The organism is Branchiibius hedensis, from assembly GCF_900108585.1.
Lineage (GTDB): Bacteria > Actinomycetota > Actinomycetes > Actinomycetales > Dermatophilaceae > Branchiibius > Branchiibius hedensis.
This window is the reverse complement of sequence record NZ_UESZ01000001.1, coordinates 2029660-2045496: the sequence shown is the minus strand read 5'-3', so window position 1 is coordinate 2045496 and position 15837 is coordinate 2029660. Positions and strand designations below refer to the sequence as shown.

14 protein-coding genes are annotated in these 15837 nt (G+C 67.7%); 8 read left to right on the top strand and 6 right to left on the bottom strand.

Annotated elements, in window-relative coordinates:
- Window positions 1–6: 6 nt before the first annotated feature.
- The 4 genes from DR843_RS09955 to DR843_RS09940 all read right to left on the bottom strand — a co-directional run bounded on the left by DR843_RS09955 (window position 7) and on the right by DR843_RS09940 (window position 5232).
- A complete protein-coding gene (locus tag DR843_RS09955; protein ID WP_109685459.1) occupies window positions 7–2442 on the bottom strand; it encodes a CHAT domain-containing protein in 2436 nt (811 codons plus the stop codon).
- A gap of 81 nt (window positions 2443–2523) precedes the next feature.
- Complete coding sequence (locus tag DR843_RS09950; RefSeq protein WP_109685457.1) at window positions 2524–4089, bottom strand: S8 family peptidase; 1566 nt, start codon at window positions 4087–4089, stop codon at window positions 2524–2526.
- A gap of 46 nt (window positions 4090–4135) precedes the next feature.
- Window positions 4136–4597, bottom strand: coding sequence for a hypothetical protein (locus tag DR843_RS09945; RefSeq protein WP_109685455.1), 462 nt, complete (start codon window positions 4595–4597; stop codon window positions 4136–4138).
- Window positions 4594–5232, bottom strand: coding sequence for an RNA polymerase sigma factor (locus DR843_RS09940; protein WP_245934073.1), 639 nt, complete (start codon window positions 5230–5232; stop codon window positions 4594–4596). The genes DR843_RS09945 and DR843_RS09940 overlap by 4 nt, the downstream gene beginning before the upstream one ends.
- 135 nt (window positions 5233–5367) lie before the next feature.
- On the opposite strand from DR843_RS09940, the gene DR843_RS09935 reads away from it, so the two are divergent.
- The 3 genes from DR843_RS09935 (at window position 5368) to DR843_RS09925 (ending at window position 7561) form a co-directional block, all read left to right on the top strand.
- Window positions 5368–5733 (top strand): YraN family protein, encoded by a 366-nt coding sequence (locus DR843_RS09935; protein ID WP_245934072.1) that lies wholly within the window; start codon window positions 5368–5370, stop codon window positions 5731–5733.
- A 77-nt stretch (window positions 5734–5810) separates the two neighbouring features.
- On the top strand, window positions 5811–6056 hold the full coding sequence (locus DR843_RS09930; RefSeq protein WP_109685451.1) for a DUF3311 domain-containing protein: 246 nt from the start codon (window positions 5811–5813) through the stop codon (window positions 6054–6056).
- Entirely contained in the window at window positions 6053–7561 is a 1509-nt protein-coding gene (locus tag DR843_RS09925; protein WP_109685449.1) for a sodium:solute symporter family protein, read from the top strand. The genes DR843_RS09930 and DR843_RS09925 overlap by 4 nt, the downstream gene beginning before the upstream one ends.
- Here the strand turns inward: DR843_RS09925 and DR843_RS09920 are convergent.
- Window positions 7496–9016 carry a hypothetical protein gene (locus DR843_RS09920; protein ID WP_109685448.1) on the bottom strand — a complete coding sequence of 507 codons (1521 nt, stop codon included), beginning with the start codon at window positions 9014–9016 and terminating at the stop codon, window positions 7496–7498. The genes DR843_RS09925 and DR843_RS09920 overlap by 66 nt on opposite strands.
- Before the next feature lie 206 nt (window positions 9017–9222).
- Here DR843_RS09920 and DR843_RS09915 point away from each other — a divergent pair, with 206 nt between their 5' ends.
- Window positions 9223–10764: a YifB family Mg chelatase-like AAA ATPase gene (locus tag DR843_RS09915; protein ID WP_109685446.1), complete on the top strand. Its 1542-nt coding sequence runs from the start codon at window positions 9223–9225 to the stop codon at window positions 10762–10764.
- Window positions 10761–11903: a DNA-processing protein DprA gene (gene dprA / locus DR843_RS09910; RefSeq protein ID WP_109685444.1), complete on the top strand. Its 1143-nt coding sequence runs from the start codon at window positions 10761–10763 to the stop codon at window positions 11901–11903. Before DR843_RS09915 ends, dprA begins: the two co-directional genes overlap by 4 nt.
- Here the strand turns inward: dprA and DR843_RS09905 are convergent.
- Window positions 11900–12595 carry an HNH endonuclease family protein gene (locus DR843_RS09905; RefSeq protein ID WP_342767176.1) on the bottom strand — a complete coding sequence of 232 codons (696 nt, stop codon included), beginning with the start codon at window positions 12593–12595 and terminating at the stop codon, window positions 11900–11902. The two genes, dprA and DR843_RS09905, sit on opposite strands and share 4 nt — an antisense overlap.
- A gap of 74 nt (window positions 12596–12669) precedes the next feature.
- Here DR843_RS09905 and DR843_RS09900 point away from each other — a divergent pair, with 74 nt between their 5' ends.
- Genes DR843_RS09900 through DR843_RS09890 form a run of 3 tightly spaced genes read left to right on the top strand, consistent with a single transcriptional unit; the run spans window position 12670 to window position 15824 of the window.
- A complete protein-coding gene (locus tag DR843_RS09900; RefSeq protein ID WP_109685440.1) occupies window positions 12670–14049 on the top strand; it encodes a transaminase in 1380 nt (459 codons plus the stop codon).
- Between the two features lie 54 nt (window positions 14050–14103).
- Window positions 14104–15027 (top strand): tyrosine recombinase XerC, encoded by a 924-nt coding sequence (locus DR843_RS09895; RefSeq protein WP_109685438.1) that lies wholly within the window; start codon window positions 14104–14106, stop codon window positions 15025–15027.
- 50 nt (window positions 15028–15077) lie between these two features.
- A complete protein-coding gene (locus tag DR843_RS09890; protein ID WP_170119823.1) occupies window positions 15078–15824 on the top strand; it encodes a DUF3152 domain-containing protein in 747 nt (248 codons plus the stop codon).
- Window positions 15825–15837 lie beyond the last annotated feature (13 nt).

The following is a 15837-nucleotide window of genomic DNA, read 5'->3' as shown; positions in this document are numbered from 1 at the left end:
GGCCGGTTAGAAGCCGGCCCCGAAGGCCAGGAACGGGGCGCGTTCGTCAGGATCGGCGGCCAGCAGGGCGTCCGACGGCGACAAGCCGCCGGCCAGGCCGGAGTGCACAGCGGCCAGGTAGTCGCTGGTGGCCGCATCGTTGACGGTGCACGGTGCCGCGATCACACAGCGCACGCCGGAGTGCAGCCAGGCGCGGGCCATCCCGATCGTCTCTTCGCCCCATCGGGCAGTTGACCGACCGAGCTCGCAGGCGGACAGGACGACCACCGAGGGCACCATCGTCAGTTCGGCGACGTCGTGACCGAACCACGGCCCGTCCAGCAACTCCAGACCAGAGAACATCGGGTTGCCCGGGGTGTGCCGTCCGTGCGCGGCGACGTGCAGGAGATCGGTGTTGCGGGTCAGCTCCCGCATGCTGGCGGTCGTTGCGCTCGCGGCATCGACGACGGTCGCGCCCGGCCACTGTTTAGCGGCATGGGCCACCTCGGTGCCGGCCCGCGGGACGCCCGGGCCGGTGATGAAGCCGACGCTACGGAGGGGTGCGTCGGTGGCGGTGTGCCGCAGCCACTGGGTGACACTCAACGGCACGGTGATGGAACGGTCCCGCAAGGGGGTCATGAGGCTCCAGGGGACCGCGGCGAGGGCCGCGGGGGCGGTGATCACCACTCGTCTGGTCCGCACCTCGGATTCGATCGGGGCCCACAACATGCTGGACAGGTGGTCCAGTCGCCGTCGCAGACCGTCCCGGACGAGGGCCGCCAGGGTCGGCCGCAGGTCCGCGGAGGACATATCGAGGTCTGCCTGCAGACCGGCGAGGTCGGCGCGGATCTCTGCCCGAGTGGCGATGGGGACGACGCGGTACCCGTCGGCGCTCGCCACGAGCACCGATACCTTGCGGGGATCGGACAGGAAGGACACCAAGGTTGCGTCCCGGTCCCGCAGCATCTGGCGGGTTTCGTCCAGGCTGGCGATGTCGACGCTGATCCGCGACGCGCGTTCGCGGGCCCATTGCCGGCGCCGGATCCGATCGCGGACCTGCGCGACCTGTGGTCCGTCGAGGTCCTCCCCGATCGCGAGCAGCCCCCGCAACGCCTCCAACTCCGCGTCCTTGGCGCTGTCCGCGGGCGGAGCGTCGATCAGCGGAGTCGACGCAGCGACGAATCCGCGGGATCGCTCGGACCATTCGAAGTGCAGGGCGGGATCCGCCGTGCGCATCGCAACGGCCGCGGCCTGCTCGACCATCCGGTAGCCGTGCATGGCCAGGCTGGAGCGCAGTTCGAGGCTGTCGGTGGAAGACTGCCACTCCCGCAGCAGGCGAATGCCGTCGCGGGCGCGGTCGAGAGCTTCGGCATCGTGACCGGTGCGAGCGGCAACCTCGACGCGCACCTCGGCTTCTGCCAACCGGCTGACGATCGAGGCGTCTTCGCGCAGCGCTGGCGTGCGCGGCCATGGTTTGCCCTTGCGTACGTGGTGCAACTCGAGGGCCAGGAGCAGTTCTTCACCGGCGCCTGCCACGTCGTCTCCGGTCAGGGAAGGCAACAGCTGCTGCGCTTCGCTGACGTGCCGGCTGGTTGCGCGACCGCTGGCCAGGGCAATGGTCAGGACCAGCACCCTGGCCCGCGTGGCCAAGGAGGTGCTCCCGATCCGGTCATAACTGCTTGCCGCGCGCCGCGCGATCACGATGGCCTCACGTGGGTCCTGGTCTGCGATGGTTCGGGCCAGGGACAATTCGGCGTCGGCTCGGTAGGACCCCACCCGGTGGGCCTTGAACACCGCTACGCAATTGCGTAAGAGAGCAGCTGCTTCCTCCGGGAGCCCGGCGGCCAGCAGCACTGCGGCTGTTTCCTGATCTGCCCGTGCCGCGTTGACGGCCGATTGTTCTGCGATCAGCGGCCGCGCGGCACCCATGAGCTGCAACGCCCGGACCAGGTCGCCTCTGGCCGCAAGCGCGGTGCCTTGGTTGTGCCGGGCCGCGGCAGCGTGCCATGGGCTACCACCACGGTCGGCGACTTCTGCGGCCCGTTCATAGTCAGCGGCAGCGGCGGCGTACTCGCCGCGATCCACCCACAACCCGGCGCGGTTGAAGAGCACGGCCATCAACCGGAGCGGATCATCGGCCAGCCCGGCGACGGCCAGGTCGAGGTGGCGCAGCGCCTCACCACCTTCCGCGAGTGAGGACAGCACGCCACCGAGTTGTGCGTGCAACGTGGCGACGGTCTCTTCCCGCAGGCCCTGTTCCTCGAGCAACTCGGTCAGGATGGCCACGCTGGCCTGCCCGTCGTCCTCCAGGGCGAGGATCCAGGCCTGGGTGGATCGGATCCGCGCAAGCAGGTCCCGGTCGTCGGTCCGGGTCAGCGCAGCCCGCAGGTCACGCTCGGCCGCTCGGTGACGGCCAGCGCGACAGTGTTCAACGGCACGCTCGTGCAGGACGAGCGCCGACAACCTGCGGATGTCGATCTCCTGGTGTTCCCGGTGGGTTTCCTGAGAACCACGGTATCGGCGCCTGGTGGGGGTGTCTTGGGTTTATGGCTCCAGGCCGGTGAGTTCGCTGACCACCCGCCAGGCGGTGGCGATGTCGGCTGCCTGCTCCGGCGAGTCGGGAGCTGGCAGTTCCGGCTCGAGGGTGCGCAAGATCCACCCCGCGACGTACGGCGCGGCAAATGACGTCCCACTCCAGATGGCGAACCCGCTGGTGCTGTCGTCGGAGTCGATCGTTTCGCGCTGGAGTCCGTAGGCCGTCACGCGCGACGTCGGCTGAGCGCCGGCGTTGGTGGCGGGTGTGGTGCTCAACACGGATGCTCCTGGCGCGTAACACGTGACCCAGGGGCCGCTGTTGGAGAACAGCGCAACGGTGTCGTTGGGATTCAGCGCTCCCACGCTGAGCAACGGCGCGGCATCGTCAGGCTCGGCCTGCGCCACCAAACTCGGTCCCACGTTCCAGCGGCACAGAGCCGCCGGGAGGAACGGCACGTCGGTGCTGTCGTTGCCCGCAGCGCAGACCACCGTCGTGCCGGCGCGCCGGATGCGTAGCAGGACCTCGGACAACAGATGGCCCTGGCTGAGCTCGGACAGATCCTCGTGGTAGTACCCCAGGGCCAGGACCAGGACGTCGAGGGCGACCTTGGTGCCCGCGGACGCGGAGTGTTCCAGGAGGTCGGCGATCTGGGACAGGGCGAGCAGCAGGTCCGATTCGGATACGGTGCCCTCGCTGCCGGACAGCCGCCACGACACGATGTCTGCGCTGGGGCAGCTTTGTCGGACGATGCCGGCCATGAACGTGCCGTGTCCGGAGATCTCGTCGGCTTTTCCATCGAGCGGACCGAACAGGTCGGCGCTGGATTCGGAGTCGCTGGCGGCGTCATCGTGTCCGATGGGTTGGCCAAGGGGGTCCAGCACGTGGCGACGCACGTTCGTCAGCCACGGGTGGTCTCCACACCCGCTGTCGAGTAGGCCGACCACTGGTCGGCGGGTGGTTCGCGATGAGGTGGGCCCGTATTCGGGGGCCGGGCCGACGTACCGGACCGGTTCCCTCCCGCCGCTGCCGGCGTACATGTACGACGACGACGGTGAATCGGCGGCGGCGGCCGAAACCGAGACCGGCCAACGCAGACCGGGTGGGGTCAGTCGGATCCCGTGGTCCAGGCCGACCGACCGCAGGCCCCGCTCGCCCCGGATCGCCCGGGCTCGTTGCAACAGCTTCCAGCCGTCAGGTTCGTTGACCGACTGGGTTGGGTCGGCGCTGATGATCACTCGCCGGATTGACAGCGGGCCGGTGGCGCGCGGCACGCGACGAGCTCGGTCCTGCGTGCGGTCCGCGGACTCCTCGACGTCGATCGCGTAGTCCGGATCGATGGCAACCTGCCAGCCGAAGACGTCCGCCGCCTGCGACAAGACCTCCATCGGGTCGTCTTCCTCGACCAACGTCGAGATCAGCAACGAGTGGGACGCGTAGGCGACAGCTGGGCTCGAGCGATCGGCGACATCGGCGGCATCCAGCACGTGCCACCGGTTCGGCCGCGCATCAGTTGTGCTTCGTCTGCCTACACGGGGCGCAGGAACGATGGTGTAGGGCTCCGCCGGGTCAGGCATGAGGGGGCATCCTTCGGTAGGGCTGTCGTGGACGGTCGAGCGGCGTTCAGACGTCGAAGTGCGGGGTGGATGAGCGATGACCGCCGGGGCGGTCGAACCACAGGCGGATGGCGCCGGCAGGGTGCTCGGCGACCTCGAAACGGCCGTGTTCGTCGATCGGCACGGTGATCTCGCCGTCCGCGGACGGGATGCGAACCGTGCCGGGGGTGGGCGGATCGGTCCAGCCGTCCAAGCGGCGTACGCCCGGCCCCACTGAACTGATCCGGATCACGACGCTGAAGTCGTCACCGGAGAACTCGACCACCGTCGGTGTTGCCGTCTGTTCGCCACGGGTACCCAGCAGTTCCCGATCGGCGAACGACATCGCAAGAAGCTCGAATTCCTCGGCCATTCCTTCGGATTCAATGGCAACGATGCTGCTTTCGACCAGATCGTCGGGTACCGGGTCGAGGCTCGACCACATGGTGCGCAAGCGGGCGTACAACTCGTGATCCGTCCAGGTGCTCATGATTCTTCGTCCTCCATTGTTTCCCCCAGCTGAGTGCGAAGCTTTTGCAGGCAGCGGGATCGGGTCGGTCCGATGCTGCCGACTTTCATATCCAGTTCCGTGGCGATGCTGCGATAGTCGGGCCGCTGCTCGAATGCCACGATCCGCAGCAACTTCTGGCAGCGTTCGTCGAGCTTGGCCACGGCCAACCACAGGTGCCGGTTGTCGTCGTCGATCGCCGCCGAGTCGGCCGGATCGACGCTGTGGGTGGCCAGGTCGCTGCGGTCCAGGTCGACGTCCTGCAGGATTTCCGGGTCGGTCGAGGTCTGAAGGCGACTGCGACGCGCGACGCGCCACGCCTCGCGGCGGGCGGAAATCGTCAGCCAGGACGCGATGGCCTGCGGATCGGCGATGTGGTCCCGGTTGCGGACCAGGGCCAGCCAGGTGCTCTGCACGACGTCCCGGGCATCATCCTCGTGCAGGCCACAGGCGCGCACGACGTGCCACAGGACGGGCGTCATGACCTGCACCAGTGGATCGACCTTGGCCGTTCCGTCGACCCACTCACGGAACGCCGTGGCGGCCAGATCCCATACCGGTAGTTCCGCATCGGAAGGTGAAGGCGCCATGGCATCACTGACGTGACCGTCATCCATGCTCCGCATTGTCCTCACGTTCGGTAATGAGGGATAGGGCGGCGGCGCTGATACCACATGCCGGTTGTGATTTGCATCACATCGTTGTCCACAGGCCATCATGCCCTCGCCCCGGTCAACGGGCACAGTGGTGGCGTGCCGACGCAGCGAGCGACCTTGGGCCAGTGGGGCGAGCGGGTGGCCGTGCGCTTCCTGACCGATGGCGGATGGCAGATCATCGAGCGCAACTGGCGCTGCCGGTACGGCGAGATCGACCTGATCGTGCACGATCCACGGGCCGGGGTGGTGGCGTTCGTCGAAGTCAAGACGCGCCGCTCCGATGCGTTTGGCGGTCCGTTGGCCGCTGTTGACCACCGCAAGGCCGCCCGGCTGCGACGGCTCGCCGGGCAATGGTTGCAGGAGCATCCCCATCAGGCAGCGGTGGTGCGGGTGGACGTTGTCGCCGTGTGGCACCGAGCGGGCCAGGCCCCGCTGGTGCAGCACGTGATCGACATCGCCTGAGCCGGTCCGCTCGGAAGGCACACGGAAGTACTTCGCTTGTCTATGGTCGAACGCATCGACCTGGCGAAGGAGACGCGATGCCACCGACCAAGCCGGCCACGCGACGTACTGCGGGCAGTTATGTCCGGTTCGCGCTCGGGGCGCTGCCGTTCATCGGGATCCTGGTGCTGGTCCCGTTCGCAAACCGTGACACGCCGATGATCCTGGGCATGCCGTTCCTGCTGGTGTGGATGGTCGCCTGGGTGATCCTCACCTCGGTGTGCATGACGATCGTCTACCTGATCGACCCGCAGAACCACGGCGACGAGGCGGACTCACGGTGAACGCGGCGATGGTCGTCCTGATCGCCTTCTTCCTGCTGGCGCTCGTCCTCGGTCTGTGGTCGCGCCGCGGCAAGGAGATGGACATCGAGCAGTGGAGCGTGGGTGGGCGCAACTTCGGCGCCATCTTCGTGTTCCTGCTGCTGGCGGGTGAGATCTATACGACCTTCACCTTCCTGGGCGCCAGCGGTTACGCCTACACCTATGGTGGCGCGGCGTTCTACATCCTGGGGTACGGCGCTCTGGCGTACGTGATCTCCTACTGGCTGGCCCCGGCGATCTGGCGCTACGCCAAGCGGGAGAAGTTGGTGTCGCAGCCGGACTGGTTCCGGCGCAAGTACGACAGCCGCAACCTGTCCCTGGTGGTCGCCGTGATCGGCATCGTGGCGATGGTGCCCTACCTGGAGTTGCAATTGACCGGTCTGGGCATCATCGTCCAAGAAACCTCCTACGGCTCCATCTCCCGCACGGCGGCCATCTGGATCGGTGCCATCGTCATGGCGGTGTACGTCGTGGCCGCCGGGATCCATGCCGCCGCCTGGAACGCCGTGGTCAAGGACATCCTGGTCCTGGTGGTGGTCGTCTTCATCGGGATCTACCTACCGATGCACTATTTCGGCGGTGTCGGCACGATGATGCAGACCCTTCACGAGCAGAAGCCGGGTTTCCTCAGCGCGAACCTGCCCAGCCACGACATGGGCTGGTTCATCACCTCGATTCTGCTGTCGGCCCTGGGCTTCTTCATGTGGCCGCACTACTTCGGCGCGATCTATGCCTCCCGGGACACCCGCACGTTCCGACGCAACGCGATGTTTTTGCCGCTGTACCAGTTGGTGTTGCTGTTCGTGTTCTTCACCGGACTGGCGGCGGTACTGGTCGTACCCGGGCTGAGCGACGGGGACTTGTCCCTGCTGGCGATCAGCCGGAAGACGTTCTCGCCGTTCGTGGTCGGGTTGATCGGTGCGGCCGGCATCTTCTGTGCTTTGGTGCCGGGCGCGATGCTGCTGTCGACCTCGGCCACGCTGCTGGCCAAGAACGTCGTGCAGGAGTTCCGGCCGGGTCTCAGCGGCCGGCACACGGCGATCGTCGCCAAGGCACTGGTGCCGGTGATCACGCTGATCGCGCTGTACCTGACGTTCGCCGGTGGCGATGCGATCGTGAACCTACTACTGCTCGGCTACGCGTTTGTGACGCAACTGTTCCCCTCGATGGTCGCGAGCCTGCATCCGCGCAACCCGATCACCAAGTGGGGTGCCGGTGCCGGGATGGTGGTGGGCGCCGTACTCGTGACGTGGTTGACGCTCGGGAAGCGCACGGCTGGCGAGGTGTTGCCGTTCCTGCCGGAGTCGTGGCATCACCTCAACGTGGGAATCGTCGCGTTGGTGGCCAATATCATTGTCTGCGTGGTGGTTTCGTTGGCAACCGGCGGCCTTCGGGTTGGCTCAATCCCAGCAGCCGCCGGAGCGGGTACGCCACCAGTCGGCGCTGGCACCGCTGAAGGCCGGTGAGTGCAGGAGGGGATGCTGGCTCAACCCGGCGTAGTAGACCGCCATCGACGCGGTTGCTGGTCGGCCGGCCGACTCCCGCAGACGATCGTCCCCGATGTCGTGCCGCAGGTGCGCGGTCGTGATCAGGCCGATCCTGGCCAACTCGGGCTCGGGTTGGTCGATCAGGGCGGTCACCTGGTCGATGTTGTCGGATGTCGCCAACCGGGAGATGAGATACGTCGCTAGTTGGTCGGTTTCTGCTGAAGTGTCGGGCTGGCCCAGCAGGTGCAGCGCGGCGTTGGTGAGGGCGGTTGCGTAGGGGCTGATCTGCAGTAGGTTCGTCGTATGGAACTGGACACCGGGGCTGGTTGCCGACAGCACGACGCGCAGCATCTCCCGCAGCACGCTGTCGGTGTGGCCCGGCCAACTCGCCGCAGCACTGAACTCGAGGTACACCTCGAGTTCAGCATCGATGCGGCGACTTACCCGGCCACCGGTCATCCGCGACATCGGATGAATGGCGTCGATCGCTGTCAGCACCCGGTCGCGATGGCGGACCGGGAGGGCTGAGGCGAGCACCGCGATCGGCTCCATCGACGCCAGGGTCCAGGTCGCCGTACGGTCGATCAGGGTGTCCGCCAACACGGTGGTGAGGTGACGGGGCAGCAGGCCCAGGTGGCTGTGTTGCCACAACGCGAAGCAGAATCCACCGAACTGCTCATCGCTGGAGGACGGGAGCCGGTCGACGATGCTGGTGATGGTCGCGAGGTCGTTGATGTCACCGAGCAGGCCCCAGGCGTCGTGGGTTCCTGAGGCACCTGGAGCAGCCGCAAGAGTTGTGACGGCGTCCAGCAGCAGCGGTGCCGTCACCGGATGGGCCGCGAGCATGGACGCCGCCTCCATGCGGCAGTAGTAGGCGTAGTTGATCGAGCGCATGAACTCATCGACCAGGCGGAAGATCCACTGCCGTAACAGTTCCCGAGGCACGTGGGTCGAGCGGGACTCGGTCAGGAGTTGGGCAAGTTGGATCCAGCGGTGACCGGGGAGTTTCCCGCCGGCTAGATACGTGTCGTAGCACTCGTCAATCACCGATGGGTCGTCCGGCAGTCTGCCCTGATCCAGGAGGGCGGCTGAATCGGCGGTGTCCGGTTGCAGCCGTGCAGCGGCTCGAAGCGGAGCGAGCAAGGTCGCGGGTGCCATTCCGAGGGTCACCTCGTAGCCGCGGATTGCTGTGGCCCAGCCCGGGCCGGTGCCTGACTCGGCGCGGGAGATCACGTACGTCGACAACGGCACCCCGAGCGACTCGGCGTGCCCGGCGAACGCCGATCCGGGTAACGCGCCGAACGGGGAGGCCATCCGGTGCGTCCACAGCAGCCAGCTGGTCGCGCTTCGCAGGTCGTCCAGCAGGAACCACTCACGCGCCGTGCTGGGGCCGGTAGCTACCCGCCCCGAGCGGGCCACGACGGGCCAGGTCATCGCGCCATCCTGGACCTGAAGTCCGCTGCTGTGCGTGGTGTTGCATGCTCAGTTCAGCCACGCAACAAGCTGGGCTGCCTGTGGACAGCGTCCCCAGGCAGCCGGGTTTTCCACACCGCGACGTGCCTTGCTTCCGTCGGCCTTTGTCACCGCCCAGGCTGTCCTGGAGGGGGTGAGGACGTGATGAGGGATTCGATTCACGCGCAATGACTTTGGGAAGAACCCGCGCGGTGGCGGTGGCGGGGATCGAGGGCATACCGATAGCGGTGGAGGCGGACTCGGCGCCCGGGCTTCCGGCGTTCTCCATCGTGGGGATGCCAGACACGGCCTGTCGGCAGGCGCCGGATCGAGTCCGATCTGCTGCGGCGAACAGTGAGTTGCAACTTCCTCGGCAACGGCTGACGGTCAACCTGTCCCCGGCGTCGCTGCCGAAGCAGGGCTCCGGTTTCGACGTGGCGATCGCGATCGCTGCGTTGGCGGCCGCCGGCGTCGTGGACAATGCCGAGGTCGCCGAGGTCGTCCACATCGGCGAGTTGGGTCTGGACGGGTCGGTGCGGGCAGTCCCGGGTGTGTTGCCAGCGGTACTTGCTGCTGCCGCAGCGGGATTCAGCAAGGTCGTCGTGCCCGCAGCCAACGCCGCGGAAGCGGCACTAGTGCCCGGTGTGGAGGTGCTGCCGGCCACCGATCTGAGGTCCTTGGTGAGCAGGTATCGGATGCAGCACAAAGGAAGACCGGTGCCGGAGGTAGTGCTGCCGAAGGTGCGCGAGATGGCCGCCGCGACGGTGCCTGACCTGGCGGATGTCGTGGGCCAGTTCGAAGCCCGGTTCGCGTTGGAGACGGCCGCTGCGGGTGGGCACCACATGGCGATGGTGGGTCCGCCCGGCGCGGGCAAGACGATGCTGGCCGAGCGGCTGCCGGGGCTACTGCCGCCGTTGAGCATCGACGATGCGCTTCAGGTCACCGCGGTGCACTCGGTCCTCGGGGCGTTGGGCTCAGGGGAGGACGGCCGGTCACCGCTGCTGACCCATCCGCCGTTCGTGGCACCTCATCACGGGGCGTCGATGGCCAGCGTGGTCGGTGGCGGGAGTGGTCGAGTGCGGCCGGGCGCCATCTCGCGAGCGCATCGCGGAGTGCTGTTCATGGATGAGGCTCCGGAGTTTCGGCGCGACGTTCTGGATGCGTTGCGGCAACCGCTGGAGTCAGGTGCGGTGACGATTGCTCGCGCTGATCGGTTGGTGCGGTTCCCTGCACGGTTCCAGCTGGTGCTGGCGGCGAACCTGTGTCCGTGCGGTGCAGCCAAGGACGGTGCGTGCACCTGCTCGGCACTCTTGCGCAGGACCTATCTGAATCGGCTCTCGGGGCCGTTGCTGGACCGGGTCGATGTGCGACTGAAGCTGCTACCGGTATCGCGGGCGTCCTTGGCGCAGGGCCGAGGGGAGTCGACAGCCGCCGTGGCGCAGCGCGTTCGGGCCGCTCGGTCTCGACAGTCGGCCCGGTGGTCGCAGTTCGGGTGGCGGCTCAACGCGGATGTGCCCGGCACAGTCCTGCGGTCGGTTCCGTGGCGCTTGCCCAAGGAAGTCTCCCGGCCGTTGGACGAACAACTGGAGAAAGGAACCCTGACGTTGCGTGGTTACGACCGCTGCTTGCGGGTGGCATGGACGCTGGCGGATCTCGCCGGTGAGAAGGCGCCGGGACCGGCGCAGGTGGGCGGCGCCTCGACGCTGCGGACCGAGCTGCGGGCGGCATGAGCAACGCCAAACTCGGTGTTGAAGCCGACCAGGTCAGGACGGATGCGGAGTTGTCGGCGCGGGTCGCGTTGTCCGTGGTGGTCGAGCCGATGGACACGAAGCTCGCCCCGGTGATCCGTGAATTGGGTGCGGCACGGGCGTGGGCAGCGATCAGCAGCAATGCAGGTGGCCACTTCGATCGGTGCCAGCCGCGGGTGCAAGCACTCGATCTGGAGCAGGTGTTGTGGAACACCCACCAAGCCGGCGCCCGGCTGCTGTTTGCGGGGCTGCCTGGGTGGCCGCCCGGGCTGGACGATCTGGAGTTTGCCCCGTTCACTCTGTGGGCCCGTGGCGCCATGGCGGATGTCGACTGGATGCGCAGTGTGGCGGTGGTGGGGTCTCGTGCTGCAACCTCTTACGGCCTGCACGTCGCGGGCGAGTTCGGTTACGACCTGGCCAGTTCCGGCTACCTGGTGGTGTCCGGTGCCGCGTTCGGGATCGACGCGGCCGCCCATCGCGGTGCCCTGGCCGCCGAAGTCCCGACCATCGCGATCCTGGCCGGCGGGGTCGATCGGCCCTACCCGCTGGCTCACAGTCAGTTGCTGGATCAGATCCGGGCCACGGGCCTGGTCCTGTCCGAAGCACCACCGGGCGCATCGCCACGGCGTGAGCGGTTTTTGGCCCGCAACCGCTTGATCGCCGCGGTGACCGCCGGGACGGTCGTGGTGGAGGCCGGGCTACGCTCCGGTGCTCTGAGTTCGGCGGGGCACGCCGAGCGGTTGGGTCGGGTGCTGGCGGCAGTCCCCGGACCGGTGACCAGCGCGGCGTCCGCCGGGACGAACGCCTGGATCCGCGACGGCCGTGCGGTCCTGGTCAGCAGTGCGGCGCAGTGTGTGGAGTTGGTCGCCCCCATCGGGGAGGGGCTCCTGGCTCCGGAGCGGGATGAGTTGACGTTGGTGTACGACGACCTCGCCGAGGTGCCGCGACGGGTGTTCGAGTCGTTGCCCAAGTTACGTGCGACCACGGTGGACCGACTGGCGGTGATCGCCGGCGTCAGCGGTCAGGAGGTCATGGCGGCGCTGGGGTCGTTGGAACTGACCGGACGCGTGGAGCGCAGCGCCGGTGGGTGGCGCCGCCGTCCGCAGGATGCACCCGGTTAACGACCACCGGGCTCGGTTGGCAGTTTCATTCCCTTGCAGCCCTGGAGGATTCGGATCATTGCCGACTTCTCCGCGGCGGTCACCCACGCACGGTACTTTGCTTTGACCGCAACCTGCAGGGCGACGTACCGGCATCGGAAACCCTTGTTCGGCGGCAGCCAGGTGGCGGCGTCTCCGGCACCCTTCTTCTGGTTGGTCGGGCCGTCGACGGCGAGCAGATTCAACGGGTCGTTGGCGAAGGCAACCCGGGTGGCGGTGCTCCACTGCTGCGCACCCTTCTGCCAGGCGTCGGCCAGCGGGACCACGTGATCGATCTGCACCTTGCTTGAGGTTCCCCGGCCACGGACGAAGTTGATGACCTTGCCGGTGTACGGGTCGGTGAGGCGCCCCGTGGTGACGACGCGGGTGCATCGGCCCGATTTCTTGAAACGGAGCTGGGACAGATCCCGTCGCAAGATGTCTTCGCGCGTCGAACACCCGTTGTGTCCCCACGGCGCGGGGTTGTTGTCGGTCCATGCGGTGCCGAACTTCGCCCGGTCGTACCCCGTCTTGGGGGCCCGGCCCTTCACCGTCAGGCGTTGCGCCACGCTGAGCGCGGTTGGGGTGGCGGCTTGGGCGGGCAGGTCAACGGGGAGGACGAGGGCCACACCGGTAAGGGCGGCCGCGGCGAACGTCATCGGTCGGCGGGTCACCGCAGAAAACTAACCCGGGACGGAGACCGCCAATGCCGGTTCCAGCAGATCCGAGCCGCACTAGAGTCGCGGCCATGACAGAGCCGTCCGTGCCACAGACCGTGATCGACCGGGAGCGTCTGGCGATGCTCTACCAGCGCGAGGTCGATCAGTTCGCCGCAGCTCATCCACGTTCCCAGGCCGCCTACTCGTCCGCCGACCACCTGTTCGGCCGAGTGCCGATGACGTGGATGAACAAGCTGGCCAGTGGGTTTCCGATCTATGTGGATCGGGCCGTCGGGAACCGGGTTTTCGACATCGACGGCCATGAGTACATCGACTTCGCACTCGGCGACACGGGCGCTATGGCGGGGCATTCTCCGGCGCCCACCGTCGCGGCGATCCAGCAACGGATCGTCACCCAGGGGGGTCTGACCACGATGCTGCCGACGCCGGACGCGGAGTGGGTGGGTGCCGAGCTGACCCGGCGGTTCGGCGCGGCCAAGTGGAGTTTCTCGCTGACCGCGACCGATGCGAACCGCTGGGCGATCCGGCTGGTCCGGGCGCTGACCGGTCGACCGAAGATCTTGTTCAACGCGTACTGCTATCACGGCTCGGTCGACGAATCGCTGATCGTCGTCGGCCCGGACGGAGACGGAATCGACCGCCCGGGCAACGTGGGTGCGCCGGTGGCTGTGACCCAGACCAGTCGGGTGGCCGAGTTCAATGACCTGGCCGGACTGGAACAGCAACTCGCGCACGGTGACGTGGCCGCCGTGCTGATGGAGCCCGCGCTGACCAACATCGGGATCGTGTTGCCCGAGCCGGGGTACCTCCAGGGCGTGCGCGACCTGACCCGGCGGTACGGCGCGTTGCTGATCAACGATGAAACCCACACCTTCTCGGCCGGTCCGGGAGGTGCGACCGCAGCGTGGGGGCTGGAGCCGGACATCGTGATCATCGGCAAGTCCATCGGCGGCGGAATACCCTGTGGTGCCTACGGATTGAGCGAGGAGCTCGCGGACCTGGCGCTGCGGCGTACCGACCTGGATCTGGTCGACATGGGCGGCGTCGGTGGCACCCTGGCCGGCAACCCGTTGTCGGTGGCCGCGATGCGAGCCACGCTCGAGCAGGTTCTGACCGCCTCTGCCTTCGAGCACATGATCGCTCTGGCGAGCCGGTTCACCGAGGACGTCCAGCAGGTCATCGACCGGTACCGGCTGCCGTGGTCGGTGAGCCAGTTGGGAGCCCGCACCGAGTACCGGTTCGCGGATCCCGCGCCGCGCAACGGCACCGAGTCCGCCGCCTGCGCGGACCCGTTGCTCGAGGACTACCTGCACGTTTATCTGGCTAATCGTGGCATCCTGCTGACGCCGTTCCACAACATGGCGCTGATGTGCCCCGTCACCAGCGAGCAGGATGTCGCGCGGCACCGAGAGGTGTTTGAGGCGGCGGTCGGATCGCTGGTCGGATGAGCCCCGCGGCGCGTCCCGAGTGACCCGCATCCGCACGGTTTGTAGCCTGCAGGGGTGACCTCACCGACCCGTTTGCTGCCTGCAGAACTGCTGGGGGAGTTCGAGCGGTATCTGCGCCTTGAGCGCGGACGGTCTGAGCACACCATTCGCGCCTACCTCACCGATCTGCGGCACCTCGAATCGCATCTGCTGGCCGGTGCGCTGGAACGGTGGTCCGACGTCGGGCTGGCGGACCTGCGCACCTGGCTGGCCGGTATCGACGCAGGCGGCGGCGCGCGGTCCACGGTGAGTCGCCGCGCCGCGTCCGCACGGGCGTTCTTCGGGTGGGCGGCGCGCACGCAGCGACTGGCAATGGACCCTGCTGTTCGGTTGGTCTCACCCAAACGTCACCACACACTGCCCGGGGTGCTGCGGCAGTCCGAGGCCGGTCACCTCTTGGACGTCGCCGCTGTCGCCGCCGATGACGCCGCGCCCACCCACTTGCGGGATCGGGCCATGCTCGAGTTGCTCTACGCCAGCGGAATCCGGGTGGGCGAGTTGTGCGGCCTGGACATCGACGACCTGGATCGCGGTGCTCGCGTGGTACGGGTGACCGGCAAGGGCGACAAACAACGCGTCGTGCCTTACGGTGTGCCCGCCGCCGAGGCGATCGATCATTGGTTGACCCGTGGGCGGCCCAGCGTCGTGACAGCGCAGAGCCCGCCAGCGCTTTTTCTCGGCGCTCGGGGTGGCCGGATCGATCCACGCACGGTCCGTCGGGTGCTCACGGCTCTGCTGGAGCACGTGCCCGATGCGCCGCACCTGGGACCGCACGGGTTGCGTCACTCGGCGGCAACGCACCTGCTGGAAGGCGGCGCCGACCTGCGCACGGTGCAGGAGTTGCTGGGGCATGCGAGCTTGTCGACGACCCAGATCTACACTCACGTGTCTGTGGAACGTTTGCGGTCGTCGTTTGCGAAGGCGCATCCTCGCGCATGAGTGATCCTGTGCCGCCGCGGGATTCGCCAGAACCTGGCCACCCTGACGTGATGCGCCGCCGACGGACTATCGCGGCGGCGGTGGTCGGAGTGGTCGGTGTCAGCGCACTCGCGGGATTCCTGCATGAGTCGGGTGGGGACGTGCCGAGTGCGCGTCCGACTGCGTCCGCCTCGTCCTCGACCGTCGCAGCAACGACAACGACAACGCCGGTCGCCAGCCCCAGCAGCACCCCGGTGGTGGTGCCCACCCGGGGCACGGGCACGTTCACCACGGTGACGGTGCCGCAGACCACCACAGCGACCAGCGGTCGCGAGATCACCTACATCCTGCAGATCGAGAACGGGTTGGGCGCCGACAACGCCACCATCGCGAAGACCGTGGGCGCCGACCTGCTGAACGCCCGCGGCTGGCAGGGCGTGGACCACGTGCGCTTCGTGCAGTTGACCGCCGCCGAACTCGCCAAGGGCCGGAAGCCGATACTGGCGATCACGCTGGCCAGCCCGGACACGGTCAACAAACTCTGTGCGCCCTTGGATACCCACGGCGAGTGGTCGTGCGGCAACAACGGGCGGGCGACTTTGAACTACGAGCGATGGATGCTCGGCGTCCCGTACTTCGGCAAGGACCTCGCGGCCTACCACGCGTACATGGTCAACCACGAGGTCGGCCACATCCTGGGTCACCCGCACCAGCACTGCGCCAAGGCGGGGGACTACGCGCCGGTCATGCAGCAGCAGTCTATGGGGCTGCAGGGTTGCAAGGCGTGGCCGTGGCCGCAGCGACCCGCCGCCGGCTGAGCCAGCGACGGGC